Raw genomic sequence first — 25,611 nt, 5'->3', positions numbered from 1 at the left:
GGCGAGGACGTGCTCGCGGCCCAGCCGGAGGTTGTCGCCCAGCTGCACCGCGTCGCGGAGCTCGTCGCGGGATCCCCACACACCGACTGGTGGTTCACTTCTGTGGTGGAACGCGAGCAGTGGGCGGTGCAATGGGAGGGCGCGATGCCCATCGCCCCACTCACTGAGCACCCCGGAGTACTCACAGAGGCGCGGCAGGAACAGATCGAGGGCGAGGCCCGCGCAAGACGCGAGCGGCCCGAAGATCCGTCCGAGAACTCGACCGGAAACTGGTGGTCGAAACCCCCGTTCGCGGTGCCCTCCTCAACCCGAGCGCTCGCGGGCGGTGCGCCGGTGAAACTCAGCTGCGTCGAAGACGGCTTCGGGTGGGAGCGCGGGGAGACGCAGCGGCTCAGCGTGCCGGGTGGCCTGCGCGTCCTCGAGATCGACTCGGCCGCGGCGTGGGCAGATCTCTGCAGGAGGTTCCCGCTCGAGGCGACCGGCGAGGTGCGCCACGACTGGTTCCGCACGACGGGCCGGGCCGGAACGTGGATCATCCCGGACTGGGCCGCCGTCGCCGAAGCGTACGACGCGGTGCACCTGCAAGTCGGGGCCTATCTCGCCGCCGTGGGCACGGCCATCGACGTTCCGGCTGACTCGGGATTCGAAGGTGCCGCATCGGTGATCGCCGGGTGGGATCCCGACGAGACCTTCTGGTTCACACACCGGGTGCGCTACACGGGGGAGCCCGTCGCGTGGGAGGCTGTTGACACTGACGGCGGCAGGCGCTGGTCGCGCTACTGAACGACCGCGATCCCCGTCGCCGAAGCCGCCTGCTCGAGCGAGCCGAGGTTCGTGAGATTCGTGAAGCCCGCCGCGGCCATGAGCTCGATCGCCTGACCCGAGCGATTGCCCGAGCGGCAGTACACGAGGTACTCAGCCTCCGGGTCGAGGGTGAGGATCGCGCCCGGAATCTCGCCACCGTTGAAATCGACGAGCTGCGCGCCATCGAGGTGGCCCGCCGCGAACTCCTCGGGAGTGCGCACGTCGAGCAGGATCGTGCCCTCGCTCACCTCCACGGTCGAACCCGCGTTCCCCTCCGGGGCGGTGCCGGCCGAGCCGGCAGAGCCCGGCGCGCCAGCGCAGGCGGTGAGGCCGAACAGCACGGCGGCAGCCGACAGCGCGGTGAGGGCGGAACGGAGGGGAAGACGGGAGCGACGCATGGGGGCGACCTTTCGGAAAGCGGATTGAACTCAGTGTGGCAGAGGCAGAGGACGGGTTACGCCGCGGCCGCCGCGACGACGGGCTCGTTGCCCGGCTCCGCGATCCACGCGAGGTAGCTGCCCTTGAGCTCGGCAACGTCGTACCCTTCGCGGCGCAGGGCGCTCGCCGCAACCGAGTTGCGCACGCCGCTCTGGCAGTAGGTGATGATCGTGCCGGCGTCCTTCGCGGGGAGCTCGCCGAGGTTCCAAAGCACGCGGCCGCCCGAGAGCTGCGTGGCACCAGGCAGGTGGCCGTCGGCGTACTCGGTCTTGTTGCGCACGTCGAGGAGGAGGGCGCGGTCGACGCTGTCGAGATCCTTCGGCAGCACGATCTGCGGCTGCACGAGCTCGAGCCCGTCGAGTGACGTCACGAAGCCCCGCGCCGAGTCAATGCCGACGCGCACGAGGTGATCCCGCAGCTCCTCGGCCTCCTCACGCGAGTCCGCGAGCAGCACGAGCGGGCGCGACTCGGTCTCGGGGTTGTAGACCCACGCGCCGTAGCTCGCGGCCTTCTCGACGCCCGGGATGTTCAGCGAGCGGGGCACGGTGCCCGTGTGCACCTCGGTGTTGTGGCGGGTGTCGACGAAGATGACGCTGTCGTTGGCGAGGGCGGCGGTGAGCTCCGCTGCCGTGTACTCGGTGAGCTCCTGGACCTCGCCGATGACGGCCGGCCCCTCGCGGTTCTCGATCTTCATGCGGCCGAAGTACGCGTGCGCGTCGGGCTGGCCCTCGAGCAGCTCAGCGATGAAGCCCTGCTCGTCGTTGTTCTTCAAATAACGGCTCCACCACGAGAAGTTGCGCTCGTAGCCGACCGTCGACGACGGAACCGATCCGAGCGCCTTGCCGCACGCCGACCCGGCGCCGTGCGCAGGGAGCACCTGCACATAGTCAGGGAGCGTGAGGAATCGGTCGCGGAGGCTCGCGAAGAGCTGCTTCGCGCCCTCGAAACGGGTGTCGACGCCGCCGGCTGCCTCGTCGAGGAGATCGGGGCGGCCGAGATCGCCCACAAACACGAAATCACCCGTGAGCACGAAGCCCGGCTCCGACGACTGCGCGCCGTCCGTGATGAGGAAGGACAGGTGCTCGGGGGTGTGGCCGGGCGTGTGCTGCGCCTCGACCGTGATGTTGCCGAGCGTGATCTGGTGGCCGTGCCGCATGCGTACCGCGTCGTCGAAGCCGTCGCCGTACGTCCAGTCGGGGCCACCCTCATCGGAGACGTACATCTTCGCGCCGGTGCGGGCCGCGAGCTCGCGCGTGCCCGAGAGGTAGTCGGCGTGAATGTGTGTCTCGGTGACGCCGATGATCGTCATGCCGTTCTTCTCGGCGATGTCGAGGTAGACGTCGAGGTCGCGGCGCGGGTCGACGACAATCGCCTCGCCCTTCGCCTGGCAGCCAATAAAGTAGCTCGCCTGGGCGAGGTCTTCGTCATAGATGCGTTCGAGCAGCATGGGTGGCTCCTTCTGGGATGGGCGTGGCGGCCGGTGGTGTTTGTGGGGTGGTCGGGGGATCGCGCGGGCTTGGCTCGCGCTCGAGGCTTAGGCGCAGCTGCAGCGGTCTGCGACCGCGACGCCCTCGAGTGCCTCTTCGATGTGTTCGCCGCAGCCAGCCCAGGTCGGCTTGTTGCAGTTGCTACAGGTGATTCGTGCGCACATGGTGGATCCTTACGTGTGTTCTTGGTGGTGTGATGTTCGGTGCCGCGCTGAGCTGGTGCTCGGCGGCGGGTGCTGTGCCGCGGGTGCCGTGTCGCGGGTATGCCGCCGGGGTTACTTCGCGGCGGGAGCGCTGTCTGCTTGCGCAGCGATCTGCTTGCGCACGTCGTCCATGTCGAGGTCGCGCGCGCCCTGCACGAGGTGCTCGAGCTGCTGCGCCGGGAGGGCACCCGCCTGCGAGAAGACGAGGATGCCGTCGCGGAAGACCATGAGCGTCGGGATCGACGTGATCTGGAACTCGGCGGCGAGCGCCTGCTCGGCCTCCGTGTCGACCTTGCCGAACGTGATGTCGGGGTGGGTCTCTGACGCCTTCTCGAAGACCGGGGCGAACGAGCGGCACGGTCCGCACCACTCCGCCCAGAAGTCGACGAGCACGATGCCTTCGGCGTCGACCGTCGGAACGAAGGTGTCTACGGTTAAGTCTTTGGTTGCCATTGCGTGGCCTCTCTGTTCGTGTGCGGGGGAGCGGCGCTTAGGCGCGGCCGAAGAGCTTCGCGAAGAAACCGGGGCCGCGCGCGGCCTTTGCGGCCTCGATTTGCGCCGCGGAGTGCTTGCCGTTGCACCAGTCAGACGAGGGAACGCTCATCTTCACCATCTCGACGTGCTGGCCGCAGCCAGCCCAGGTGGTCTTGCTGCACGTGCGGCACTTGGTTGGTCGGCACATCTGGTTTCTCCTTCGCGGGGTTTCGCACCCGTTGCTCAAAATACCCCCGGGGGTATATTCTTGTCACTGGTAACTATACCCCGTGGGATATCCTGGAGGTCAAGTTTGAACCTGAAAGTAGGCAGCATTGTCTGAGCAGAGCACCGTTACCGGCACTGGCACCGAGTCGCAGCTGGGCGCAACGCCCGAGGCGAAGCGGAAGGTTGTGAACCGCCTGCGCCGCGCACACGGCCAGCTCGCGGCTGTGATTGATGCGGTTGAGGGTGACGCGCACTGCCGCGACGTCGTACAGCAGCTCTCGGCGGTATCGAAGGCGCTGGATCGCGCGGGCTTCCTCGTCATCTCGACCGCACTGCAGGAGTGCCTCGCAGACCCTGACAACGAGGACTCGGCGAAGCCCGAGGAACTCGAGAAGATGTTCCTTTCGTTGGCGTAGTATTCCCCGCGAAAATGAATGAGGCCGGGGCTGCTCCTAGGAGCAGCCCCGGCCTCATCAGTGTGTCGGCTAGTTAGTCTTGCGCCTCGCAGCGAAGTGGAGCGCAACCGCGAGGGCACCGAGCAACGTCAGCGCCCCGCCAGCTACGAACGGCAATGGCGACTGCGCCGCGCCCGAGGCCGCGAGCTGATCTGGCTGCTTGGCAGGAGTCTTGTCATTCGTGGTATCGGTCGTCTTCGGTGGGTTCGTGGGATCCTTCGTCGTGGACGCCGGAACGAATGACCACGTGCCCACGAACTCGAGGTTTGCTCCCATGACGGTCGCTGAGGCGGGCGACCAACCCGCGAACTTCCATGAGCCGTTCGCAACGCGCACCGGGTCCTTTGCCGGGCTGGCGGGCGTCACGACGGTCCCGTCGAGTTCGCTGCTCGACTCAGGGAGCAGCGCGCTCACCGCAGCCGGCAGCGCCCGGTCACCGGGTGCTACGAAGATGTAACTGACCGCGTACTCCTGCTTCGGGTCGGGTGTGACGGCCTTCGTGTATGCCCAGCTGCCGGTGAACGTGACGTCGTTTCCGGCGACCGTCGCTGATGCTGGCGACCATCCGCCAAACGTCCACGCGCCCTCGTCTGACACGACCTCCGTCGCGGTGAGATCGGCGGGGGCGACGACCGTGCCCTGCTGCGCCGTTGATGCTCCCGGCAGCAGATTGAGGACCTCGGCGGGGAGTTCTTCGTCGCTATCGGTGGTGAAGCCGTAGGTGACAGTGAAGATCGCGTCGGGATCGACGGTGTAGCTCCAGTTACCCACGAACACGATGTCTGCGGTGCCGACGGTCTGTGTCTCGGGTGACCAGCCATCGAACGTCCAAGTGCCCTGGCCCTCGCGCACGGATGTTGTCTCGGGTGCCTCCGGAGTGACGACCGCACCCTCACGGTGCATCGTGGTGCGCGCGGGGAGCAGCGCCACTACCTCGGCGGGGAGGTCTCTGCTTGCGGTCGTGCTCGCGAACTCGAAGAGCGTATCGTGCGTCGTTACCATCGTGAGCGGCACGTCATTGCCGGTCGCGTCGAACGTGACGGGCATGCCGATGTAGAACGCGTCCATCGCGAATTCGCCGTTGACCCGCGGCGCTGTCATGAGGAAGGTTGTATTCGCGGAGAATGCCGACTGCTTGACGTAGAAAGCGCCGGTGGGAGTGGTGAGGTCGAGCTGGCTCGGCTGGTTGGTGCTCTTGTCGAGGTCGGCACCGGTGACGCGGCCGCCGTCTTCCTTCATGAGGCGGAACTTTGCGGTGTATTGCCCGCTCTGCTCGTCGTACGTCACGGCATTCGGGTCAGCCGGATCGCACCGCATGATGTCACCGAAGGTGTTCGTGGGGTTCTGCGGGTCCGGATTGTTCTGCTCGATGATGGTCTTCTGGAGTTCATCGCAGGTCATCATTGCAGGGTTGTAGGAGACAACCGCAGGGTCGACCGTAAACGAGATATTCCACTCGCCGCTGAAGGTCTTCGCGTTCCAGCGATTGAGGTCGTTCTGGTTCCTAATCATCCAGGCAAATCGAGCCAGCCGGTAGGAACTCCATACCGTTGTCATCTCCAGCGAACCCTTGTACGAGAGCTGGTATCCGGCGTCTGAGCCAGTAGCATCCTCGCCCTTGCTTGAATCGAAGAGAAACTCATCATCGGCAACCTGGATCGGGCTCTCCGGCGCAAATGCGCTCGCGGTGACGCTGATCGCTACAGGAGTGGGGTCCGCCTGCGCGGGCTGTACTCCGATTCCCGCCACCATGAGTGCGGCGAGGGACGCGGCAGCGGCGAGGAAGAGGGGGCGTTTCTGGGGGAGGGCGGTGTTCATACTGGGTCTCCTGCCGGCTACTACACGGGTGTGTGCGAACGGGGGTCGAAACGGGGTCTCGCTCATGCTTCGTCGCGCTTCTTGCAGAGCCTTAAGCCAATAGAACATAGGCGCTTCCCTGACCCAGGGGCTCGTTCCCATCCTTGCTGCATAGCAAATTAAAGTCAAAGATGCTGAGAATGTGTATCTAGCCGACTCTCTGGGGCCTTGGACATCTGTCCTGCGCGACACCCTGGATTCCCTGCAACAATCCAACCCAGTTGGTAAAGCCAAAGACTTTCGAAGCTACGGCGGGGTATTTGTCCGTTGAAGGGGTCTCCAGTGGAAGGCAGTGACGATTGGCGACCTCACCGTCGTACTCGGAATCGAGTTGAGCTTATTGAACGGCTTGGGGCGACTGGCTGCAGGCGTCAGCGAATCACGCTACTGCTCAAAGAGAGTTCGTAGGCGCATCCGCAAAGCCGGATCACACACGTACACATAGGTTCCACGCATACCGCGGGTGAGGAGCACGTAGTAAGCATTTCGTACGTACTCGAGCAGCGCTTGCTCATCGCGCACAGAACGCACTTCCGTGTCGAAATGATTGGTGCGTATGGCGCGCACGCGGCCGAGCTCCTCATCCCACACGATGTCGGGCCCGATGATGACGCCGGCATAGTTAAGGTCGTAGCCTTGCACGGTATGCACGCTGCCGACTTCTTCAGGCGACGTGGGGGAGGCGATCCAATCGGTGTCTGTTCTGTTCCAGCGAAGTTGCACTCCATCGAGCTCGATATCGTATGGAGCATCGTCGGCGAGGTTGTTCTTGGCAGCCCATTTCCAGGCGTATCCGGCCACGAGGCGGGATAAGCCATGCTCCCTTTCACGCTCGGTGATGACTTCCCGCATCTCTGCGAGGTCGTCGAAGAATCGCAGATCGTAAGAGTCGGGCACGCGTGCAGGCACCGGAGCGCTCGTGAACAGGCGCTGGACGAAATCGAGGTATTCGTCACCCGCTGCCACTCGCATTTGTGATTCGAGTGAGTAGTGCCTGTGCGTATTCTTCGCAGTGGACACGAGGTCGCGCGTCACGTGCGCGGGTACGTCGGCGGGCCGCACCGTCTGCTCGCCGTCTACGAGGAAGACCTGATGGTCGCTTCGAGCGATGATCCAGTCGACCGCTGTCTTTGCCTCGTGCTCATCGCCGAACAGGAGCTTGTTGCGGTCGTTGAACATTCCTCGCGTGGTTCCGGAGCCGCGATGGGTGAGTCGGTGAGCCTCGTCCACCACGAGAAGGTCCCAGTGTTCATCTTTCCCCGCGATTGTGTAAGGGCTGAGGACCTGTATTCCGCGAAGCCCGGGCGTCTGTTTGAAAACACTCTGGATGGTTTTGCGAAGCGATTGCTGGGGCACCACAAAACCTATGCGGGCCCCGGCGAGCGCTTCGCGGTACCCGGACACAAAGAACTCGTTGAACCTACCGTCGTCTTCGGGATCAGGGTCATGAGTAGTGAGCTGTATATCTCGGAGTAGCTTGAGGAGGTAGATCGCCAGAATGGTCTTCCCCGTGCCAGGTCCTCCTTGAACGACGCTGGTTGAAGGGGTCCCGCTGGCGATATCTGCGAACAAACCCTCGACAATCATGCTCACTGCCACGAGCTGCTCATCGTTGAGTGTCTTGAAAGGTGAAAGCCTAAATATATTGAGGCTTTCAATTTCGTCGATAGACCTGGTGAAATACCCCGCGGCGTTCAACGCGTTGAAGACTTCGTCGAATATGGCCTGATATCGGGTGTGCTGCTCGAAATAGCTTGAGCGCTGTTGGCCATCGTTGCGGTTGAGCGGGCTGTAAACCCCGTCCGCATGGAACCAAGAGATGAGACGGGCTTCAAGATCAAGGCATGCCGATTTGTTGAACTCTTCGTTGATCACAACACGAATAGCATTGAGGCCTGCTTTGTCAGGGTCTTCAAGATGCTGGCGGAAACGTGAGCGAGCCCGAGTGGTTTCCCCGATGTAGATTCGTCTCCTGTCGTGAATGACATACACGACAGGCCAGTTCTGGTGGCGACCCCGCGCATCCGTCCACTTCTCGATGTCAGCTTTGCTGAATCTGAGTTCGTGAAAACGACTCGGTTCAGAGCTGGTCATACTTGGCACTCTTCCCCCGTGCGAGTTCGATGGGGTACTTTTCTGCGGTCTTCTTGAGTTTTTCGCGAATCAGTGACTCCGGTGTCGACCCTATTCGATCTGCCAAGAAGTAAGCGTAGGTCAGAACGTCCGCGAGTTCTTCCTTTACTCTTTCACCGTCACCTTCCTCGGACCATTGGAAGCACTCGAGGAGTTCTGCGGACTCAATGCTGATACTTTTTGCAAGGTTAGCTGGCGTGTGGAATTGCTCCCACTCGCGTTCCGCCGCAAAAGCGCGCAGCAAATCTCGAAGAGTCTGTTCTGCCATTGCTCCACGCTATCAGCGAGTCACCAGCACAAACGCGTTTCCCTAGGTGTAAATAACTCACAGGCAGAGGGAAACGCTGACGGCAGCGCCGTGGAGGGCTCGGCCGGCTCGCTGTCCCCGCAGAAACTACGGTGCCATATCACTGGGCGCGGACCTAGGAGTTGGCCTTCCAAGCGGTGATCCGTTCTACTCCTGAGGCTGCTGGGTCAGCGCTGAGTCCTTCCTGCATGGAACGTCGAATGCCAAGCGAAGTAGGGCTTGCTCTCGGGCCCGAACGCTGAGCAAACGCGGGACTGCAAGGAGCCGACGCTTGACGCAAGATCCGTGAACCCAGTGAAAGCGGTCTGCACGATCCCGCCTGCGTCTACGGTGAGGTAACCTCGCTCAAATAGTTCGTCGCACCCTAAAGTGCATGCGGACATTACGTTATCCAGATCACGCTTTTCTGTGTCCGAGCATTCATTGCGGGGCTTGATGTGCGCGGTCCGAAGGAGCCCGACGGGGAGTTCTTTGCCACACAGCGCGCACCGTGCGCCAATCACGCCGTCGAACAGGTACTTTCTGAGAGCGGTCTGCTCTTTGCGTGTGGTCACCGTCGTTACGGCGTCTAGCGAACCTGCTGTAAAGTTCGGGGCCACCCTTCCCGTTGCGGCAACACCTGTTGTTTGGGTCGGGAGAATCGTCTCCAACACATTGACTAGCCTGCCCCGAGTGTTTCCTGACAGTCGGAGTGCCTCAGCCAACCGGGGCGTTGAAGCGTGGGCGTTTACGGACGAGCCAATAACCTCGAAACCGATTCGATGCGGATAGATGACTGATCCAGCTTGGACTTCATCCGGCCAGAGCGGTGCAGCGCTCACGAAGAACCCGCGGATAATTTTTAGAGCGTGTAGGACTCTGAACGTAGAATCAGTGAGCTGTCCTGGCGGCACACGTAGATTGGGGACGCCGCTCGCGATCACTACGAGATCGCCTTCGCGGATCTCTCGTAAGGCCTCCGTGTGTTTGGGCGAGAGATCATCTCTCCATCCCCAGGTGCCCGCCTCGATTCCAGCGGCGAGGTTGGTAGGCCCTCCGCCGCCCAGCGGCACATAAATTGCGTAGCTATTGGACAATTCACTCCTGCTTTCTTGACCTGAATTACATAGGATTCTCTGTCCTAACGTAATGCAGTACCGGAGAGGGAGTCGCGGCAGTGTGCTTCTCCGCAGGGTGAGAGGCCTGATAACCGATGAATGCCGTCGCCCGTCCAAAATCTCACCCGCGAAAGGGGGTATCCGCCAAACGCGGCCCCAGGGATCATGAAGTCATGGGCAATGGAGCACAGATTTCATACGCGTCGGGTCCGAGCACAACACCGCTGTTGGGGCAGACCATCGGCGGCATGCTTGGCAACACAACCGAGCAGTTTCCAGACAACGAAGCGCTGGTCGAGTCGTTCACGGGCAGACGCTGGACGTTCAGCGAGCTGCTGAGCGAGAGCGAGACCCTCGCAAACGCACTCACGAAGCGCGGTGTGAAGAAGGGCGACCGGGTCGGCATTTGGTCACCGAACTGCGCCGAGTGGGTGTTCACGCAGTACGCGACCGCGCTGATCGGGGCGATCCTCGTGAACGTGAACCCCGCGTACCGCACCCACGAGCTGCAGTACGTGGTCGAGCAGTCGGGCATCTCGCTCATGGTGAGCGCGGTGCAGTACCGCTCGAGCGACTACCGGGGCATGCTCGCCGAGATCGGCTTCGGCAACGTGATGTTCATCGGCACGCCGGAGTGGGATGAGGCGATCGCAGACGCGGCCGCGAACCCGCCGACAGAGGATCGCCCGTCGCTCGCGTTCGACGAGGCCATCAACATTCAGTACACGTCGGGCACCACGGGCTTCCCGAAGGGCGCGACGCTCACTCACCACAACATCCTGAACAACGGCTTCTTCGTGGGCGAGGGGATCGGCTACACACAGGCCGACCGGGTTTGCCTGCCGGTGCCGCTGTACCACTGCTTCGGCATGGTGATGGGGATCCTCGGCGCGCACAGCCACGGATCCTGCATCGTGCTCCCCGCACCCGTGTTCGACGCGGAGAAGACGCTCGCGGCGGTTGAGCAGGAGCGCTGCACCTCGCTCTATGGCGTGCCGACGATGTTCATCGCCGAGCTCGGGCTCGAAGAGTTCGCAAAGTACAATCTGAAGTCGCTGCGCACCGGCATCATGGCCGGATCCTCGTGCCCGGCAGAGGTGATGGAAGAGGTCATGGCCGAGATGAACATGCGAGAGGTCGCGATTTGCTACGGCATGACCGAGACCGCGCCCGTGTCGACGATGACGTCGATCACCGACGACCTCGTGGCGCGCACGCAGACCATCGGCAAGGTGATGCCGCACCTCGAGGTGAAGATCATCGACGAGGAAGGCCAGGTCGTGCCCGTCGGCGAGCCGGGGGAGCTCTGCACGCGCGGCTACTCCGTGATGCTCGGCTACTGGGGCGACGCGGAGCAGACCGCCGAAGCGATTGATCCGGGCAAGTGGATCCACACCGGCGACATCGCCACGATGGACGCGGAGGGCCGGCTGTCCGTTGTGGGGCGGCTCAAGGACGTCGTGATCCGCGGCGGCGAGAACATCTACCCCCGCGAGATCGAGGAGTTCTACTACCGTCACCCTGACATCGCCGACGTGCAGGTCATCGGGGTGCCAGATCAGCGCTTCGGCGAGGAGCTCATGGCGTGGGTCATGCTGCGGCCAGGCGCTGATTCGGTCACCGCCGAAGCGCTGCGTGAGTTCGCGAACGGACGCCTCGCGCACTTCAAGATTCCGAGGTACGTGCACGTTGTCGACGAGTTCCCGATGACCGTCACAGGCAAGGTACGTAAGGTCGAAATGCGGGAGCTGGCTATCGAGCTTCTCGAGATGGCATGAACACGCGGGCGCGACGGAGCGTCGTTGCTCGACACGATTGCGCGATGCCCCTAGGCTGGGTCCAACGGCGAGGATGCCGTCAGGATCCTCCGGTGCACGCGCCAGTTCGAAGGGGTCCTCATGGTTCAAGAGCTTCACGCAGTTCGCCGCCGCAGGTCGCTCCGGCGTAGGCAAACGCCATCTCCTAGGCATGCACCATGAAGGGGACAGGGATCGCGCACACGCTCAACGGCGTGCGCGAACACACGCACCTCGACGTCTTGTTCGGCGGATACACGGCTCCCGACACTGACAGGTTTACGATCACGCACGCAGTCGGCGTCCGCACGGCGGAGCTCAAGGGCCTGGTGATCCGTAGTGGCGCAGGTCTCGGCGGTCTCGCCCTCGCGCAGGCCACCCCAGCATTCGCGAATGACTACCTCCACGACCCCTCGATCTCGCGCGACTACGACCGTGCCGTTGCGGCCGAGGAGTTGCGCGCGGTCGCCGCGCTTCCCATTGTCATCGAGGGCGAGGCCCGGGGGATCGTGTACGGCGCCCACCGCCACGCAGGCCCGTTGAGCGAGCCCGAGGTGGAGAGCATCGCGGAGGCCGCTGACACGATCGCATTCCGGCTCGCCGTCGACGACGCCGTCACGAAGCAGACCACCGCCGTCGAGACTGCCGAGTACCTGCGCTCCGTGCGCAGCGCACCGTCGGATCGCGAGTGGGAACAGGTGCGCGCGGCGTTCGCCGAGCTGCGCGAGTTCGCGCGCACGGTTGAGGACCCGACAGCACAGGCCGAACTCCACGGCATCCTCACGAAGCTCGCCCCGGGCGGCACGGAGGAGGGCCCGGCGCTGTCGGCCCGCGAGGTCGACGTGCTCGCCCTCGTCGCCATCGGGCTCACCAACCGAGAGATCGGGGAGCGGCTGTTCTTGGAGCTCGAGACCGTCAAGAGCTACCTGCGCGCAGCGATGCGCAAGCTCGGCGCACACAACCGCGTCGAATCGGTCGCGCTCGCCCGTCGCTACGGGCAGCTCCCTTGAGCGCCTAAGCGCGTGAGCGGCATCCTCGCTCACGCGCCTTTCACTGCCCGCGACCGAACGGACGATCGTTCAAGGGCGAAAGACCACAACACACAGACCACACGAAGAACGCTAAGGAGCGGTTGATGGAAAACTACAACCTGAACGACGAGGAGCTGCAGCTCGCGGCCATGGTGAAGGAGTTCGCCGACGAGGTCGTCGCGCCGATCTCCTACGAGGCCGACCGCACGCACACCCTGCCGCTCGACATCGTCAAGCAGATGGGCGACATGGGGCTCTTCGGCCTGCCCTTCCCGGAGGAAGTCGGCGGGCAGGGCGGCGACTACTTCGCGCTGTGCCTCGCGATTGAGGCGCTTGCCCGGGTGGATCAGTCGGTCGCGATCACCCTCGAAGCCGGCGTGGGCCTCGGTGCGATGCCGCTCTTCAACTTCGGCACCGACGCCCAGAAGGCCGAGCTGCTGCCCGGCCTGCTCGCAGGCCGCGCGCTCGCGGGCTTCGGACTCACCGAGCCCGAGGCAGGATCCGACGCCGGCGCGACCCGCACCACCGCGCGGCTCGACAACGGCGAGTGGGTCATCAACGGCTCGAAGCAGTTCATCACGAACTCCGGCACCGACATCACGAAGTTCGTGACCGTCATCGCCGTCACCGGGGAGCAGGACGGCCGCAAGGAGCTGTCGACGATCATCGTGCCAAACGGCACCCCGGGCTTCACCGTCGAACCCGCATACGACAAGGTCGGCTGGAACGCGTCGGACACGCACCCGCTCAGCTTCAACGACGTGCGCGTGCCCGAGGCAAACCTGCTCGGCGAGCGCGGCCGCGGCTTCGCCAACTTCCTGCGCACACTCGACGAGGGCCGGATCGCCGTCGGCGCGCTCGCCACCGGTGCCGCCGAGGGCTGCCTGAACGACGCCGTCGAGTACTCGAAGCAGCGCATCGTCTTCGGCGAGCAGCTCGCAACCCGCCAGCACATCCAGTTCACGCTCGCACGTATGCGACTGCGCGTGCACAACGCGCGCCTCGCGTGGCATCACGCCGCGCGCCTCTGCGCTGCGGGCAAGCCATTCAAGACGGAGGCGGCAATCGCGAAGCTCACCGGCTCCGACGCCGCGATGGACAACGCCCGCGACGCGACCCAGATCTTCGGCGGCAACGGCTTCATGAACGAGTTCTCGGTCGCCCGACACTACCGCGACTCGAAGATCCTCGAGATCGGCGAGGGCACGAACGAGGTCCAGCTCATGCTCATCGCCCGCTCCCTCGGGCTCGGGTAGGCGAGCCGGCCCCGGCGCTCACCTTGTGGCCATTGGGGCTCTGGGAAGTCGTGGCTGAGCAGGCGTGGAAACTGCAGCGGGCCTGGTCGGAACGGTCGAAGCCCCCGTGCCCGCGCGGCCCAGTGTACAAGGGTCTCAACGTGTTCGGGCGGGTGCGCATCGAGGCCGAGAGTCGGCCCCGAAGGCCTGTGCGCCCGCCCGCGTGCGGGCAAGCTGGCTGGCGCGGTTGACACAATCAAAACGCCCTGATGAGGGCTTCTTCGTGCAAACTAGCCTTGGGGTCTAGAACTCGCGAGGCTTGAGCACAAGGCGATGCTGGGGGGAGGTTTCAAAAGCGAAGATTGGAACCTGGGCGAGCACAAGAACGACTCCTGATGAAGCCCGTTTTGCATAGTTATCGTTGATCTCCTGCCTCGTTATCGTGCCCTCCGAGAGCAACTGGTTCACGGCGAGTCGGAATATCTCGATGTCGATGCGACTGTGCTTTCCATTTGAAGAAATCCTGGTGATTCCTCCCCAGTCCACGGCGACCACTTCGTTTGTGCCTCCGTTTGAACGGGTGAGGGTTTGACCCGCGAGCGGCCAGATGTACCTCTGCCAGATCTCGTCAAAAGAGGGTAAAGCGTCGGGCGCTCCTGTCTCCGGTGGCGTGTTGACGCTCGTTGCCTGAGCCGTGAAGGGAATCTGCTGACCATCGTTTGATGAGTGAAGCGGGAGATGTAGAACTTCGATTCCGAGTTTCTTGGCTACTTCTAGCGCGCTCGGGAGAAGCTCACCGTCGGTTGCGAGCACTGCGCGCTGACAGTCGAAGTATGCTGCGACTCCGTGCAGCTCCATAACCATTTGGCGATTCACCTTACGGTTAGATCCGCCATAGCGTTTCGCTTGGATAGCGATGCGCTCTTGTTCATTCGAAGCTAGGACGTCAAGCCCATAATCGCCCGTAGCGGCTGTCAATGTCGTCTCGTAGCCCAGTACTTGAAAATGCTCTGCGACGAGGACTTCATACCCTGCAGGTGTGGTCATGGATGGCCCTTTCTCGGCGGCGCGGTATCGTAACTGAACATAGCGCACACGAGGAGCAGACATGACGGATAGCACAGTGAACGATTGGACTTCGCTCGAGTCGATCAGTGGCGCGGGGTTTGTGGGATTTCACACGATTGCGGACCTGCGGGTCGACGCTTCGGTGCTTCCCGCCGTGCGGGGAGTGTACGTGATCGTTCGTGACGGGCAGAGTACCCCAGAGTTTTTGGAAACTGGGAGCGGCGGTTTCTTCAAAGGCAAAGACCCGAATGTTGCAATCGAGTTGCTGCGGGCCAACTGGGTGTCTGAGAGCCCGGTGCTCTACATCGGCAAGGCAGGTGACCCGGGACGCTCGGCTACGCTGAGGAGCCGGATCGGTCAGTATCTCAGGTTTGGCACCGGAAAGAATGTCGGCCATTGGGGTGGTCGCTATGTGTGGCAGCTTTCCGATTCCCCTCGCTTGCGTTTTGCATGGATACCTCTCCCCGACGGGCACCCCAGCGCAGTCGAGAGCTCGCTTATCCAGAGCTTTCGTGCCCAATTGGGGGATCGTCCGTTCGCGAATCTGGTCAAGTGAAACGACTCAATAGCTACAGTTAGGGATAAGACATGGCGTTTGGCTTGACTCCTGCACAAGAAATCCTTGAGATTGATCTCGGCAGCATGACGAACACGAAGATGCTTATTGATGAAGCGCTCGCGGCAAAGCCCGAACATCGAATAATTGCGCTCTCAATCATGTCGTGGGGCGAGTTCTCTAGCTGGGGAAAAGCTGTTGTCGTGATCGAGTTTGTCGCGAGCGGGAACGTCGAGTCTGCGTATCCGAATTCTTGACCCGTAGCGACGCGGCCCGTTGCGCGATCGAGCCCACCCTCGGTAGACCCTGCAGCGAGTAATGTGGACGATCCTCACGAAGCGCGCTACCGCACCATCCCGCGCCAGGCGATGTCGAACGTCGCGGTCATGCGCGCGATTGTGGCCGGGTTCGTTGGCGTCTCGCCGCGCACGATCGACTGGTAATAGGCTGCCCCGGCAATCACGTCGAACGCTGCCGCTACGTCGAGGTCGGCGCGGAGCAGGCCCTGCGCGATTCCCGCTCGCAGCGCGCGCTCGACGGGTTCGCGGCGACGGCTGACGTGCGACTCCCAGTAGGCGCGCTGCAGGTCGCGGTCGGCCATGACGAGGCGGATCCGCTGCCGAAACCTTGCCTCCGAGTACCCGGTCGCCTCGAGCGAGGCGGGCGACCCGATGAGCGACGAGAAGAGCGTCTCGCGGAGGTCGCCGTCGACGCGGATCTCGGGTGGCACGGTGCGCCCGACGTCGAGCGCCGCGGCGATGAGGGTCGTGAGTGACGGCCACCGCCGGTAGAGGGCCGCACGGCTCACGCCCGCGCGCTCGACGACGCGGGAGACGGTGACCTCCTGCTCGTCATCGATGAGGTCGAGCACCGCCTGGATGATCTGCGGGTCGAGGTCGACATCACGCGGCCTGCCGGGGCCGCGGCGAACCGCGACCCCGGCAGGTGCTGCTGGTGCGAGTGTCATCGGCCGAGGGCCCTGGTCCGGAGCCTGGCGACGGTATCGTCGTCGAGGCCCGCCGCCCGCAGCGGCGCGAGCGGGTCGCCGTGCTGCTCGCGAAGGCGGGCGAGGAGCATGCGCATCGAGAGCTCCATGCCGTCGTCCTCGAGGCCCTTACCGTCAAACACGTCAGGGTCGAGGCCGAGCTTCGCGAAGACGGCGCTCATGGCGGTGCGCGTGCGGGCCATGATCGCCGGCATGTTTGGGCCGGTCTGCGCGTAGTCGGCGACGATCGCGTCGTCGTCGGCTCCGAGCACGAGCAGCAGTGAGGCGGCGAGCACGCCGGTGCGGTCGCGGCCGGCCGCGCAGTGGAACGCGGTTGCGCCCGGCGAGTGCGCGATGACGGTGAGCGCGGTGACGATGAGCGGGGCGGCCTGCTCGACCATGCCGCCGTACATCTCGCCCATGACCTCGTGCGTGAGGGCCGGGGCGTCGCCGGTCGGTGCCTGGATCGAGCCCATGAACGGCAGGTGATGGTACGCGACCGCATGGTCACCGAGTGGGCCGCGGCCGGTGACCTGCACCTCGTCGGGTGAGCGCAGGTCGATGATGGCCGTGAGGCCGCCGGCCACGAGCTCTGCAGCGTACTCGGGGGTGACGGTCGCGAGGTCGTCGGTGCGGATCGCGAGGCCCTCGCGGAGCACGCCGCCCGAGATGGGGATCCCGCCGAGATCGCGGAGGTTCACGGGCGTGCTGAGCGGAAGCTCGATGGTGGTGTTCATGTGATCTTCTTTCTGATGAGGGCGCTGCCCTGGTCGATGGCCGTGACGAGCACGATGATGCAGATGATGATGGCGCTGAGGTGGCCGTAGTCGTACATGCGCATCGCGGTGGTGAGTTCGAGGCCGATGCCGCCGGCGCCGACGAGTCCGAGGATCGTGGCCCCGCGCACATTCCCCTCGAACAGCAGCAGGGTGTACGAGACGAGCAGCGGGGCGGCCTGCGGCAGCACGCCGTACTGAATCACCTGTCGCTTCGACGCCCCGACGGCCTGCATGGCGACGATGGGGCCGCGATCGACCGACTCCATCGCCTCGGCAAAGACCTTGCCGATGGAGCCGAGCGAGCCGAGCGTCATCGCGAGGATGCCGGCGAACGGGCCGAGCCCCACCGCGGACACGAACATGAGCGCGAACACGAGGTCGGGCACCGAACGAATCACGTTCATCGTCCACCGGGCCGGGTAGTACAGCCACTTCGGGGCGATGTTCGAGGCGGCCGCGAACGCGACGAAGAGCGACAGCACCGCGCCGAGCACCGTGCCGACCACGGCCATCTGGAATGTCTCGATGAGCAGCTCGACGATCGTGCCGATCTTCGAGAAGTCTGGCGGGAACAGCCGCGACAGAAACTCGCCCATGTTCACGGCGCCGTCTCCGAGCTTTGCGAAGTTGAACTCGGCGCCGTTGAACGACCACAGCAGTACGATCGCTGCGACGGGAAGCCCCATGAGGAACCGGGCCCTCGGCAGCGGCACCGCGCGCTCGAGGCGTGCGCGATCCGCAGTCGGCAGTTCGGGCTGGGTGCCCCGCTGGCGCTCAGGCGCTTGCGTAGCCACTGGGCGTCACCTCCAACGAGGGAGTCTCGTCGTACAGCGGCGCAAGCCGGGCGGCGTCGAGGTCTGCCGTGCGGCCGCTGACGATCATCTCGCCGTGCCTGAGGCCCACGATCCTGTCGGTGTGCGCGAGGGCGAGCGGGAGCACGTGGAGGCTCACGAGCACGGGGATCCCGTCTTCGACCGCGATCTCGCGCAGCAGCTCGAGCACGGAGTCCGCGAGCTTCGGGTCGAGCGACGCGACCGGCTCGTCCGCGAGGATGAGCTTCGGCTGCTGCATGAGGGCGCGCGCGATCGCGACCCGCTGCTGCTGGCCGCCGCTCAGGGAGCGAGCGGGATCTTTCGCCTTGTGCGCGATGCCGACGCGGTCAAGCAGGTCGAGCGCGCGCTTGCGGTGCGCCGAGGTGAAGCCGCCGACGAGGTTGATGGGGCCGGCGCTGTGCAGCGCGCCGGTGAGCACGTTCGTGAGCACGCTCATCCGGGGGATGAGGTTGAACTGCTGGAAAACCTGCCCGACCTCCGAACGCAGCGTGCGCAGCTCGCCGCGCCGCAGATTCGTGACGTCGTGCCCGGCCACACGTACCTGGCCGCCGGTGACCGGCGCGAATCCAGTGAGCGAGCGCATGAGCGTCGACTTCCCCGAGCCCGAAGACCCGAGGAGCGCGACCATCTCTCCGGGAAACAGATCGAGATCGACGCCGTCGAGCACGTTCGGGCCGCCCTCGTAGGCGACGGCGAGGTCGCGCACCGTGACGAGGGGGAGCGCCTGCCTGAGCTCGGCGGTGCTGAGCAGCGACGGATCGACCGCCTCCGCCGGAGCGAACTGCCGGGCTGCCCGCGTGAGACGGCTCACTTGAGATCCTCGAGGTCGACGCCCGCGACTGCCGCGATCTCGGCGAAGGAAGAGAAGAACTCCGGATCCGGCGCGATCACCGGTTCGAGGCCGGCGAAGCCGCCGTAGCCCGCGAGCCGCTCCTTGTTCTCGGCCGAGAACACCTTCGGCAGCGCCTCCTCAAGGAGTGTGCGGGTCTCAGTGTCGAGCGACTGCCGAGCGAGCACCGAACCGGTGACCGCCATCGGTGCGCTCTCGCCCACGGCGCGCCACTCGCCATCGGCGAACGGGAACATCGGGGCACCCATCTCGGTGAGCATGAACGCGGTGCAGGCCGCATCGACCTGGCCCTGCTCGAGCGCGGCGAAGCTGCCCTCGTGGCCGCCAGCAAAGATGGCCTCGTAATCGGTGCCCTGCGTGAGGCCCGCCTCGTGCAGCATGGAGACGGGCATGAAGTAGCCCGAGCTCGACGCCTGATCCGCGAACGCAACCGTCTTGCCCTTGAGATCCGCTGGGGTCTGGACGGGGGAGTCGTCGAGCACCACGCAGGTGGACACCGGCTTGTCGTCGCCCGGCCACGCGAGCAGCGCGTCGACCTCACCCGTGTTCACGGCGAGCGCCGACGGGAAGCCGCTCATGATGCCGATGTCGACGTGATCCGAGCGGATCGCCTCGACCACCGAGAGGTAGTCGGGCACGTCGGTGACCTCGACCTCGCGACCAGTTTCGGCCTCGAGGAGCTCGACGAGCACCTCGACTGGGTTCTCCGCCGTCGGATCGTCGGACATGGGGATGGTGGCGATCGTGATCGGTGCGTCCGCCGCATCTGCGGCGGGGGCTGCGGCCTGGCAACCGGTGAGCGCGACTGCCGCGATACCGAACACGCCAATCGCGGTGAAAACGTTGCGACGCATGGTGACCTTTCGAGGTGGGGTGGCTCTCGGCGAATTGCGAGAACACCTGTATTCAAACCCTCGAAAGTGACGGGGAATTACGAGACTGGGGGTTCGCACACCAAACCCTGCGTGAACGTCGCGTGAACGATGCCATGGCGGCCTGCGGCGAGCCCGAGCGGCGGCGCGGCATTCGAGTTTTCTGCGGCAACAGAGTGCATCATCCGGTCGTTTATCAAACAGTTGCCGTTCTTTACCTTGCTGCATATGGTGTATTGAACCAGCGAGCGTTGAGTTCTGCTCGTGCGCTCAGCGCCCAGGCGCGACACCTTGCACGCGCGCAGGCACAGACGCTCGAACTCACTCACCAGAAGAAGGCAGGCGAACCGCCATGGCAACGACGCCACAGCAGACACCCGACGCCCCAACGGCACCGAAGAACCCGCAGTCCCCGAGTCCGGGCCGACGCAAAGCATTTGTGGGGGCCATCGTCGGCCACCTCATCGAATGGTACGACTACGGCGTGTATGGCTTCCTCGCCATCTACATCGGCCAGGCATTCTTCGCGAGCGACAATGCCGCGGTCAGCCTCATCAGTAGCTTCGCCGTGTTCGCGCTGAGCTTCTTCGTCCGCCCGCTCGGCGGGCTCTTCTTCGGCCCGCTGGCCGACCGGCTCGGCCGCAAACGCACCCTCATGATCGTGCTGCTGCTCATGGCTGGCGCGACGTTCACGATCGGCTTGCTCCCGACGAACGACCAGGTGGGCTGGGTCGCGCCGGCGCTGCTCGTGCTCGTTCGCTGCGTGCAGGGTTTCTCGGCCGGCGGCGAGATCGGTACGGTCACGAGCTTCATCGCGGAGTACGCCGGTCCCGGCAGGCGCGGCTACTCGACGAGCTGGCTGATGGCGACCGCGGTGCTCGGGCTCGTGCTCGGTGGGCTCGTCGCAAACAGCCTGATCTTCCTCCTTGGATCAGAAACCATGCAGAACGGCGGCTGGCGCATCCCGTTCCTCGTCGCCGGCCCGCTCGGCCTCATCGCCCTGTACATCCGCATGAAGCTCGAAGACAGCCCCGAGTTCCGCAAGCTCCTCAGCCACGGCACGACTTCGAAGGCGCCGCTGCGCGAGGTCTTCAAATGGAAGCGGGCGCTGGCCCTCGTCGCGGCCATCATCACGCTGCTCGCCTCGATGTTCTATCTGCTGCTCACGTTCGCATCGACCTACATGTCGAACACGCTCGGCTTCGACTCCGGCACCACGCTGCTGTACGTCTTCATCGGGAGCACACTCGGGGCGGTCGTGATGCCATTTGGCGGGATGTTCACCGACAAGTACGGGCGAAAGCCGTTCCTGCTCGTCATGGCGTTCCTTGCCACCGGGGCCCTCGTTTGGTTCTTCGTCGCCGCGCAGAGTGCGACGCCGCAGACCTTCATCGCCCCGCTCATCGCGGTCGCGCTGACATTCGGCCTGTACTCGTCGACCCCCTACGCGGTCATGACGGAGCTGTTGCCAACGCACATCAGATCCACGGGCATCGCCGTCTCCTACAACCTGCCGGTGGCAATCTTTGGTGGCAGCGCGCCAATGATCTCCTCCGCGCTCATCGCGGGCACCGGCAACATCAGCTCCCCGGTGGTCTTCTTCGTCGGCACCGCGGTCATCTCCATCATCGGGCTGCTCGTGCTGCGCCCACGCGACTTCGAGCGCAGCGCCGACGCGAGCGAACGCGCCCTCACCGGCCAGGTGCAGATCACGCCCGAGCGCAGAAGCAAGCAGACGAGTCAGTAGGGTGGGTCGAGACTCACCTCTCGACCCACAGGATCCAACAATGGCTCAGCAACTCACCGATCCCGATGCCGCGGCACCCCCAGTCGCGGCATCGGCGATCACCATCACCCCCGAGTTCCAGCGAGCGCTCGACCTGCTCCACGGCGGCTCCCACGTGTTCCTCACGGGTAAGGCAGGCACGGGCAAATCAACCCTGATCCGCCGCTTCCTCTCCGACACCGACCGCAACGCCATCACCGTCGCGCCCACGGGCATCGCCGCGCTCAACGTCGATGGCTACACGATCCACCGCCTCTTCTCGTTTCCGTCGGGCGTGAACGAGGCGCACGTGCGCAGCAGTCGCTACTACCCCGGCCGCTTCGCGAACGCACTCAGCGAACTCGACACGCTCATCATCGACGAAGTATCGATGGTGCGGGCCGACCTGTTCGACGCGCTTGCCGTAGCGCTCGAACGCTTCGGGCCGAAGCCGGGGGAGCGGTTTGGTGGCGTGCAGCTCGTGCTCGTCGGCGACCTCTACCAGCTGCCGCCCGTCGTCACCGAGCGTGAGGCCGAGTTCATCGCCGAGCGCTACGGAACCCCGTACTTCTTCTCGGCCCGATCCTTCACACGCGACCTGTTCCCGGTCACGGAGCTCACGACCGTCTTCCGGCAGCTCGGCGACACGAAGCTCGTCGACCTGCTGAACGCGGTGCGCGAGGGGGCGCTGCTCGACGACGCGCGCGCAGAGCTCAACGCCCGCACAAACCCCGACTTCGACCCCGACCTTGACGAGTTCTAGCTCACGCTCGCGACGACGAACCGCATCGTGGGGGCCCGCAACCGGCAGATGCTTGAACGCCTCACCGCGGAGCCGCTCGCGTTCACCGCCGAGATCAGCGGCGACACCGACGGCTTCGAGCTCCCCGCCGAGGAGCGGCTGCAGCTCGCCGTCGGCGCCCAGGTGATGCTGCTGAACAACGACTTCGCGGACCGCTGGGTGAACGGCAGCATCGGCAAGGTGGAGCGCATCGACCGCGACAGCGACGGCCCGGTCGTCGACGTGCGGCTGCGCGACGGCAAGCGCGTCGAGGTGCGCCAGCACACGTGGGAGATTACGCGGCCGGTGGTGCGCGCGGGATCCCTCGAGCACGAGGTCATCGGCACCTTCGCGCAGCTCCCGATGAAGCTCGCGTGGGCGATCACGATCCACAAGAGCCAGGGGCAGACCCTCGACCGGGTCGTCGTCGACCTCACGGGTGGCACCTTCGCGAACGGGCAGCTGTATGTCGCGCTGAGCCGCTGCACGAGCCTCGAGGGCCTCGTGCTCAAGCGCGACGTGCTGCCGCGCGACCTGAAAACCGACGTGCTCGTGCGGCGCTTCCTCGAGTCCGGCGACGCGGCGGCGACGGCGCTCGGGCGCGCTTATCTGGCGATCGTGCAGGTCGGCAACGAGGGCGACCGCTACCGGCCCCGCCCCATCGAGATGGCGGTGGTCACCGATGACGGCGACGAGGCGACGACGGTCGTGAACCCCACGAGCGACCTGTTCTCGGCGGCGCAAGACTACGGAATCACGACCCGCGACGTCGCCCTCGCGCCGTTACTGGCGGAGGCCTGGGCGGCACTGTCGCCGCTGCTCGCGGGCCGCGTGCCGACGGGTGTCGGGGTGGATCAGGCGCTCGGCATCATCGATTTCGAGCTCAAGCGCAACGGGGTGGTGGCGCAGATGCCGCTCGGCGCGGAGCTGCCGGCGGGCCACCTCGTGGCAGAGGATCGCCGCGCGCTATCCGCCCCCACCGCGCTCGAGCGGGCGCGGGCGGCGCGAGACATCGCGCAGCGGATCGACGCGGAGGCACCCGGTGCGCTGCTGCTGGCGCCCGGCAGCCCGTTTCCCGTGCGCAGTGCCGGCCACGGCTACCTGCTGCAGCGCACCACCGGCCCCCACGGACACACGGGCGCAGGCGCGTTCACCGTCGGCGGGCAGCTCTCGCCAGAGGACGACGCGGCCGGGCTGCTGGCCGAGCACCTAAAGGCCGCGTGGGATCGGGTCGTCGACCGCGACGCGCCTACCCTTGAGCGACTCCGCGACGCCGAACGACACTTCGGGGTGCGGGTGCTGCCCGAGGGCTTCGAGCTCGCTGAACCCACAGCACTCGACGCCGTGCTCGTGCCCGGCGCGCGCGTCTGCTTCACGGGGGAGGTCGTGTCGCCCGTGCACGGCACCTTCGAGCGCGACGACATGCGTGAGCTCGCGGAGTCGCGGGGCCTCGTCATCTCGGAGAACATGACGAAAACGAAGACCGACGTGCTCGTCGTCGCCGAGCGCGGCAGCCAGTCGGGCAAGGCGAAGAAGGCGGCGCTGTGGGGCAAGCCGGTGCTCGCCGCCGAGGACTTTCTCGACTGGGCGTTGGGGTAGCGGCGGGGAAGCGTGCCCCGGCTGCTGTGCGCGCCAGTGCCCGATCCGCTATTCGGCAGGCCCGACTGGGCCGGGGACTCTCGCAGGCGCAACTCGCCGCAGATACCGGCCTGCGGCAGAGTGTTGTCAGCGAGCTGGACCGACCCGGAGGAGGAGCCGCATGAGACTCGCCGTTGAGATCCACGGGACGCGGGTAGGGCTTCTTGAACGGGGAGCTCGCGACTTCGACTTCGCCCCCGACCCGGCGGGCCTTGCGAGGTTCGGCATCAACAGTACGGTACTGTCCGTCGCAATTCCCCTGGTGCGTCACCCGCGCCGCGACCGGGCGGGACGCAGAAGAAAATGGTTCGCGGAGCTGCTCCCGGAGGGCGATCAGTACGAGTTCATGCTCGCGCAGGGTGCACTCAAGAGAGGTGACACTCCCGCGTTTCTCGCGCGCTACGGACGTGACGTAGCCGGCGCGCTGCAAATCTGGGACGTGGACGACCCCACCGAGCCTCGCACCCCGGCAGTGCGGAGCGTAACGGGCGAGGAAGTGCGCATCCTGCTTGAAAACCCATCGGGATCGCCCCTTGCGAATGATCGCGCCGCCGGGAAGTCCTCGCTCGGGGGCGTGTAGCCCAAACTCGTTCTTGTGCGTACCGATGCGCCTGGAAATGAAAGCTGGGCGCAAGCGCTCGGCGGATACCCGTCGACCCATATTCTCAAACCGCAGCTTCCCGGATCCTTCGCGACTGTCATCTTTCATGAGGAGTACGGTTCGCGGCTTGCCCGGGCCCTTGGGCTCGCTCAGTTCGACGTCGTCATCGCCGACTTTGCCGGCCTGCCGACGCTCGTCGTTGAGCGCGTTGAGCGCGTTGAGCGCGTTGAGCGCTGTGAGCGCAGCGATGCAGGGCGTGTGCACCAAGAAGACATGAACCAGGCGCTCGGGGCGAGCGGAAACGAAAAGTATCAGAGCATTCGCGGGGCTGAGAGCCTCCGGCGCATTGCTGACGTTGTGGAGCGGCACGCGCGCCCCCAAGACCTGGTCACACTTGCACGGATGGTGGTGTTTACCGTCGGCATTGGCAACTTCGACATTCGCGCCAAAAACCTCGGCCTGTTGCATACCGCGGCAGGCTCGATCCAGCTCGCCCCGACTACGATGTGGTGCCGCAGGCACACCTGTCGCGTGACGGCGAACTCGCCCTCGCAGTGAACAGAAAATACTGGCACGCAGATGTGACGCGTGAAGACCTCATCGCCGAGTTCCGCGGTTGGGGGCTTCGGGACAGCGAAGTGATCGTCGACCGAGATCTCACAGAGCTTCGCTTAGCGATGGAGTCAGAATCCCCGATTCCGGGCGCATTCGCAGGCCTGCGCGACCAGGTCTCTGGGTTTGTCGAGAACCTCATCGAGGGGCGTGCCGCAGGGGAACAGCAGGAGCCATACTAGACATCGTCACACGGGACTTCCGCGGGTTGGGTTCACCTACGGCCGAGTAGGCCTCACCCGCACAATACCCTCCTGCAGCACTGTCGCCACGAGCGTGCCCGCAGGGGTGAACAGTTCGCCGCGGCAGACGACGTGGTCGCCCGCGCGACTGACGAGGTGCTGCGAGAACAGTAGCCAGTCGCGCGCGTCGAAATCGGCGTGGAACCAGACATTCTGCTCGACGGTCGTGCTGAACAGGTTCGGGGTGAGCCAGCCGTGGCCGAGGGAAGCGATCGCTGGTTCGAGGATCGTATCGTCGGCGAGATACGCGACGAGCGCGGCGCGCCCGTTCGGCGTGCCGAGCAGTTCTCGCTGCTCGGCAGTGTCGGCAGTGAACCGCACCCAGAGCCGGTTCCAGCTGCGAGGCGCTACCTGCTCGCCATACAGCGGGGGATCAATGTGTCGCGTATCGAGTGCGCGGCCCGCGGCCCAGTACTCATCGAGTCCGGCCGCGTCGGGGTGTTCGCTCGCGAGCGGTGCACGCCCCTCGATCGCCTTGGCAGCG

The 25,611-nt window shown here is 65.0% G+C and carries 29 protein-coding genes; 14 read left to right on the top strand and 15 right to left on the bottom strand.

Features of this window, described 5'->3' with window-relative positions; all coding sequences use genetic code 11:
* A partial coding sequence (locus ACI1US_RS02080; protein WP_461637785.1) for a hypothetical protein occupies window positions 1-783 on the top strand: 783 nt, incomplete at its 5' end.
* Here the strand turns inward: ACI1US_RS02080 and ACI1US_RS02075 are convergent.
* From ACI1US_RS02075 to ACI1US_RS02060, 4 genes are all read right to left on the bottom strand, one after another.
* Entirely contained in the window at window positions 777-1,202 is a 426-nt protein-coding gene (locus tag ACI1US_RS02075; protein ID WP_461637783.1) for a rhodanese-like domain-containing protein, read from the bottom strand. The genes ACI1US_RS02080 and ACI1US_RS02075 overlap by 7 nt on opposite strands.
* 56 nt (window positions 1,203-1,258) lie before the next feature.
* Window positions 1,259-2,689, bottom strand: a complete 1,431-nt coding sequence (locus ACI1US_RS02070; RefSeq protein ID WP_461637781.1) for an MBL fold metallo-hydrolase — start codon at window positions 2,687-2,689, stop codon at window positions 1,259-1,261.
* A gap of 315 nt (window positions 2,690-3,004) precedes the next feature.
* A complete protein-coding gene (trxA, locus tag ACI1US_RS02065) occupies window positions 3,005-3,385 on the bottom strand; it encodes a thioredoxin (RefSeq protein ID WP_461637779.1) in 381 nt (126 codons plus the stop codon).
* Window positions 3,386-3,422: 37 nt separating this feature from the next.
* Window positions 3,423-3,614: a hypothetical protein gene (locus tag ACI1US_RS02060; protein WP_461637777.1), complete on the bottom strand. Its 192-nt coding sequence runs from the start codon at window positions 3,612-3,614 to the stop codon at window positions 3,423-3,425.
* A gap of 127 nt (window positions 3,615-3,741) precedes the next feature.
* Here ACI1US_RS02060 and ACI1US_RS02055 point away from each other — a divergent pair, with 127 nt between their 5' ends.
* The gene (locus ACI1US_RS02055) at window positions 3,742-4,050 is read left to right on the top strand and encodes a metal-sensitive transcriptional regulator (RefSeq protein WP_461637776.1); all 309 of its coding nucleotides are present in this window, start codon (window positions 3,742-3,744) and stop codon (window positions 4,048-4,050) included.
* A gap of 69 nt (window positions 4,051-4,119) precedes the next feature.
* On the opposite strand, the gene ACI1US_RS02050 is transcribed toward ACI1US_RS02055, so the two are convergent.
* From ACI1US_RS02050 to ACI1US_RS02040, 3 genes are all read right to left on the bottom strand, one after another.
* Window positions 4,120-5,907, bottom strand: a complete 1,788-nt coding sequence (locus ACI1US_RS02050) for an SHIRT domain-containing protein (RefSeq protein WP_461637774.1) — start codon at window positions 5,905-5,907, stop codon at window positions 4,120-4,122.
* A 423-nt stretch (window positions 5,908-6,330) separates the two neighbouring features.
* Complete coding sequence (locus ACI1US_RS02045) at window positions 6,331-8,040, bottom strand: DNA/RNA helicase domain-containing protein (RefSeq protein ID WP_461637772.1); 1,710 nt, start codon at window positions 8,038-8,040, stop codon at window positions 6,331-6,333.
* Entirely contained in the window at window positions 8,027-8,347 is a 321-nt protein-coding gene (locus ACI1US_RS02040) for a nucleotide pyrophosphohydrolase (protein ID WP_461637770.1), read from the bottom strand. The genes ACI1US_RS02045 and ACI1US_RS02040 overlap by 14 nt, the downstream gene beginning before the upstream one ends.
* Before the next feature lie 1,309 nt (window positions 8,348-9,656).
* On the opposite strand from ACI1US_RS02040, the gene ACI1US_RS02035 reads away from it, so the two are divergent.
* The 3 genes from ACI1US_RS02035 to ACI1US_RS02025 all read left to right on the top strand — a co-directional run bounded on the left by ACI1US_RS02035 (window position 9,657) and on the right by ACI1US_RS02025 (window position 13,566).
* On the top strand, window positions 9,657-11,261 hold the full coding sequence (locus ACI1US_RS02035) for an AMP-binding protein (RefSeq protein WP_461637768.1): 1,605 nt from the start codon (window positions 9,657-9,659) through the stop codon (window positions 11,259-11,261).
* A 197-nt stretch (window positions 11,262-11,458) separates the two neighbouring features.
* Window positions 11,459-12,289, top strand: a complete 831-nt coding sequence (locus ACI1US_RS02030) for a LuxR C-terminal-related transcriptional regulator (RefSeq protein ID WP_461637766.1) — start codon at window positions 11,459-11,461, stop codon at window positions 12,287-12,289.
* 125 nt (window positions 12,290-12,414) lie between these two features.
* Window positions 12,415-13,566, top strand: coding sequence for an acyl-CoA dehydrogenase family protein (locus ACI1US_RS02025; protein ID WP_416549442.1), 1,152 nt, complete (start codon window positions 12,415-12,417; stop codon window positions 13,564-13,566).
* Between the two features lie 282 nt (window positions 13,567-13,848).
* On the opposite strand, the gene ACI1US_RS02020 is transcribed toward ACI1US_RS02025, so the two are convergent.
* A complete protein-coding gene (locus tag ACI1US_RS02020) occupies window positions 13,849-14,592 on the bottom strand; it encodes a restriction endonuclease (RefSeq protein WP_461637763.1) in 744 nt (247 codons plus the stop codon).
* A gap of 61 nt (window positions 14,593-14,653) precedes the next feature.
* Between ACI1US_RS02020 and ACI1US_RS02015 the strand changes: the two genes are divergently transcribed.
* Both ACI1US_RS02015 and ACI1US_RS02010 read left to right on the top strand, forming a co-directional pair.
* Window positions 14,654-15,169, top strand: coding sequence for a hypothetical protein (locus ACI1US_RS02015; protein ID WP_461637761.1), 516 nt, complete (start codon window positions 14,654-14,656; stop codon window positions 15,167-15,169).
* 32 nt (window positions 15,170-15,201) lie between these two features.
* Window positions 15,202-15,426, top strand: coding sequence for a hypothetical protein (locus tag ACI1US_RS02010; protein ID WP_461637759.1), 225 nt, complete (start codon window positions 15,202-15,204; stop codon window positions 15,424-15,426).
* An 86-nt stretch (window positions 15,427-15,512) separates the two neighbouring features.
* Here the strand turns inward: ACI1US_RS02010 and ACI1US_RS02005 are convergent, their stop codons facing one another.
* From ACI1US_RS02005 to ACI1US_RS01980, 6 genes are all read right to left on the bottom strand, one after another.
* Window positions 15,513-16,136, bottom strand: coding sequence for a TetR/AcrR family transcriptional regulator (locus ACI1US_RS02005; RefSeq protein WP_416549443.1), 624 nt, complete (start codon window positions 16,134-16,136; stop codon window positions 15,513-15,515).
* Window positions 16,133-16,891 (bottom strand): tyrosine-protein phosphatase, encoded by a 759-nt coding sequence (locus tag ACI1US_RS02000; protein ID WP_416549444.1) that lies wholly within the window; start codon window positions 16,889-16,891, stop codon window positions 16,133-16,135. Before ACI1US_RS02000 ends, ACI1US_RS02005 begins: the two co-directional genes overlap by 4 nt.
* Window positions 16,888-17,727 (bottom strand): phosphonate ABC transporter, permease protein PhnE, encoded by an 840-nt coding sequence (phnE, locus tag ACI1US_RS01995; protein WP_416549445.1) that lies wholly within the window; start codon window positions 17,725-17,727, stop codon window positions 16,888-16,890. Before phnE ends, ACI1US_RS02000 begins: the two co-directional genes overlap by 4 nt.
* On the bottom strand, window positions 17,708-18,577 hold the full coding sequence (phnC, locus tag ACI1US_RS01990; RefSeq protein ID WP_416549446.1) for a phosphonate ABC transporter ATP-binding protein: 870 nt from the start codon (window positions 18,575-18,577) through the stop codon (window positions 17,708-17,710). Before phnC ends, phnE begins: the two co-directional genes overlap by 20 nt.
* Window positions 18,574-19,470 carry a phosphate/phosphite/phosphonate ABC transporter substrate-binding protein gene (gene phnD, locus ACI1US_RS01985; protein WP_416549447.1) on the bottom strand — a complete coding sequence of 299 codons (897 nt, stop codon included), beginning with the start codon at window positions 19,468-19,470 and terminating at the stop codon, window positions 18,574-18,576. The genes phnC and phnD overlap by 4 nt, the downstream gene beginning before the upstream one ends.
* Window positions 19,471-19,547: 77 nt before the next feature.
* Complete coding sequence (locus ACI1US_RS01980; RefSeq protein ID WP_461637756.1) at window positions 19,548-19,817, bottom strand: hypothetical protein; 270 nt, start codon at window positions 19,815-19,817, stop codon at window positions 19,548-19,550.
* A 23-nt stretch (window positions 19,818-19,840) separates the two neighbouring features.
* Here ACI1US_RS01980 and ACI1US_RS01975 point away from each other — a divergent pair, with 23 nt between their 5' ends.
* Genes ACI1US_RS01975 through ACI1US_RS01945 form a run of 7 tightly spaced genes read left to right on the top strand, consistent with a single transcriptional unit; the run spans window position 19,841 to window position 25,067 of the window.
* The gene (locus ACI1US_RS01975) at window positions 19,841-21,235 is read left to right on the top strand and encodes an MFS transporter (RefSeq protein WP_461637754.1); all 1,395 of its coding nucleotides are present in this window, start codon (window positions 19,841-19,843) and stop codon (window positions 21,233-21,235) included.
* A gap of 40 nt (window positions 21,236-21,275) precedes the next feature.
* A complete protein-coding gene (locus ACI1US_RS01970) occupies window positions 21,276-22,016 on the top strand; it encodes an AAA family ATPase (protein ID WP_461637752.1) in 741 nt (246 codons plus the stop codon).
* A gap of 27 nt (window positions 22,017-22,043) precedes the next feature.
* Window positions 22,044-23,633: a hypothetical protein gene (locus tag ACI1US_RS01965; protein ID WP_461637750.1), complete on the top strand. Its 1,590-nt coding sequence runs from the start codon at window positions 22,044-22,046 to the stop codon at window positions 23,631-23,633.
* On the top strand, window positions 23,579-23,797 hold the full coding sequence (locus ACI1US_RS01960; RefSeq protein WP_461637748.1) for a helix-turn-helix domain-containing protein: 219 nt from the start codon (window positions 23,579-23,581) through the stop codon (window positions 23,795-23,797). The genes ACI1US_RS01965 and ACI1US_RS01960 overlap by 55 nt, the downstream gene beginning before the upstream one ends.
* On the top strand, window positions 23,794-24,252 hold the full coding sequence (locus tag ACI1US_RS01955) for a HipA N-terminal domain-containing protein (protein WP_461637747.1): 459 nt from the start codon (window positions 23,794-23,796) through the stop codon (window positions 24,250-24,252). The genes ACI1US_RS01960 and ACI1US_RS01955 overlap by 4 nt, the downstream gene beginning before the upstream one ends.
* Before the next feature lie 15 nt (window positions 24,253-24,267).
* Window positions 24,268-24,831: a HipA domain-containing protein gene (locus ACI1US_RS01950; RefSeq protein ID WP_461637745.1), complete on the top strand. Its 564-nt coding sequence runs from the start codon at window positions 24,268-24,270 to the stop codon at window positions 24,829-24,831.
* A 23-nt stretch (window positions 24,832-24,854) separates the two neighbouring features.
* Entirely contained in the window at window positions 24,855-25,067 is a 213-nt protein-coding gene (locus ACI1US_RS01945) for a hypothetical protein (protein ID WP_461637743.1), read from the top strand.
* Between the two features lie 36 nt (window positions 25,068-25,103).
* Here the strand turns inward: ACI1US_RS01945 and ACI1US_RS01940 are convergent.
* Window positions 25,104-25,611 (bottom strand): acyl-CoA thioesterase (locus tag ACI1US_RS01940; protein ID WP_461637741.1); only part of this gene is annotated, 508 nt, incomplete at its 5' end.

The organism is Leucobacter sp. BZR 635 (assembly GCF_048061935.2).
GTDB lineage: Bacteria > Actinomycetota > Actinomycetes > Actinomycetales > Microbacteriaceae > Leucobacter.
Note: the sequence above shows the minus strand (reverse complement) of the source record. Positions and strands in the feature narration are given on the sequence as shown.

What these genes read in the sequence shown, in the direction of transcription:
- ACI1US_RS02070 (WP_461637781.1), bottom strand. Translation starts at nt 2,689, where the DNA reads ATGCTGCTCGAACGCATCTATGACGAAGACCTCGCCCAGGCGAGCTAC.
- ACI1US_RS02030 (WP_461637766.1), top strand. Translation starts at nt 11,459, where the DNA reads ATGAAGGGGACAGGGATCGCGCACACGCTCAACGGCGTGCGCGAACAC.
- ACI1US_RS02020 (WP_461637763.1), bottom strand. Translation starts at nt 14,592, where the DNA reads ATGACCACACCTGCAGGGTATGAAGTCCTCGTCGCAGAGCATTTTCAA.
- ACI1US_RS02060 (WP_461637777.1), bottom strand. Translation starts at nt 3,614, where the DNA reads ATGTGCCGACCAACCAAGTGCCGCACGTGCAGCAAGACCACCTGGGCT.
- ACI1US_RS01970 (WP_461637752.1), top strand. Translation starts at nt 21,276, where the DNA reads ATGGCTCAGCAACTCACCGATCCCGATGCCGCGGCACCCCCAGTCGCG.
- trxA (WP_461637779.1), bottom strand. Translation starts at nt 3,385, where the DNA reads ATGGCAACCAAAGACTTAACCGTAGACACCTTCGTTCCGACGGTCGAC.
- ACI1US_RS02005 (WP_416549443.1), bottom strand. Translation starts at nt 16,136, where the DNA reads ATGACACTCGCACCAGCAGCACCTGCCGGGGTCGCGGTTCGCCGCGGC.
- ACI1US_RS02040 (WP_461637770.1), bottom strand. Translation starts at nt 8,347, where the DNA reads ATGGCAGAACAGACTCTTCGAGATTTGCTGCGCGCTTTTGCGGCGGAA.
- ACI1US_RS02045 (WP_461637772.1), bottom strand. Translation starts at nt 8,040, where the DNA reads ATGACCAGCTCTGAACCGAGTCGTTTTCACGAACTCAGATTCAGCAAA.
- ACI1US_RS02050 (WP_461637774.1), bottom strand. Translation starts at nt 5,907, where the DNA reads ATGAACACCGCCCTCCCCCAGAAACGCCCCCTCTTCCTCGCCGCTGCC.
- ACI1US_RS02035 (WP_461637768.1), top strand. Translation starts at nt 9,657, where the DNA reads ATGGGCAATGGAGCACAGATTTCATACGCGTCGGGTCCGAGCACAACA.
- ACI1US_RS02000 (WP_416549444.1), bottom strand. Translation starts at nt 16,891, where the DNA reads ATGAACACCACCATCGAGCTTCCGCTCAGCACGCCCGTGAACCTCCGC.
- ACI1US_RS01955 (WP_461637747.1), top strand. Translation starts at nt 23,794, where the DNA reads ATGAGACTCGCCGTTGAGATCCACGGGACGCGGGTAGGGCTTCTTGAA.
- ACI1US_RS02075 (WP_461637783.1), bottom strand. Translation starts at nt 1,202, where the DNA reads ATGCGTCGCTCCCGTCTTCCCCTCCGTTCCGCCCTCACCGCGCTGTCG.
- ACI1US_RS01975 (WP_461637754.1), top strand. Translation starts at nt 19,841, where the DNA reads ATGGCAACGACGCCACAGCAGACACCCGACGCCCCAACGGCACCGAAG.
- ACI1US_RS02015 (WP_461637761.1), top strand. Translation starts at nt 14,654, where the DNA reads ATGACGGATAGCACAGTGAACGATTGGACTTCGCTCGAGTCGATCAGT.
- phnD (WP_416549447.1), bottom strand. Translation starts at nt 19,470, where the DNA reads ATGCGTCGCAACGTTTTCACCGCGATTGGCGTGTTCGGTATCGCGGCA.
- ACI1US_RS02010 (WP_461637759.1), top strand. Translation starts at nt 15,202, where the DNA reads ATGGCGTTTGGCTTGACTCCTGCACAAGAAATCCTTGAGATTGATCTC.
- ACI1US_RS02025 (WP_416549442.1), top strand. Translation starts at nt 12,415, where the DNA reads ATGGAAAACTACAACCTGAACGACGAGGAGCTGCAGCTCGCGGCCATG.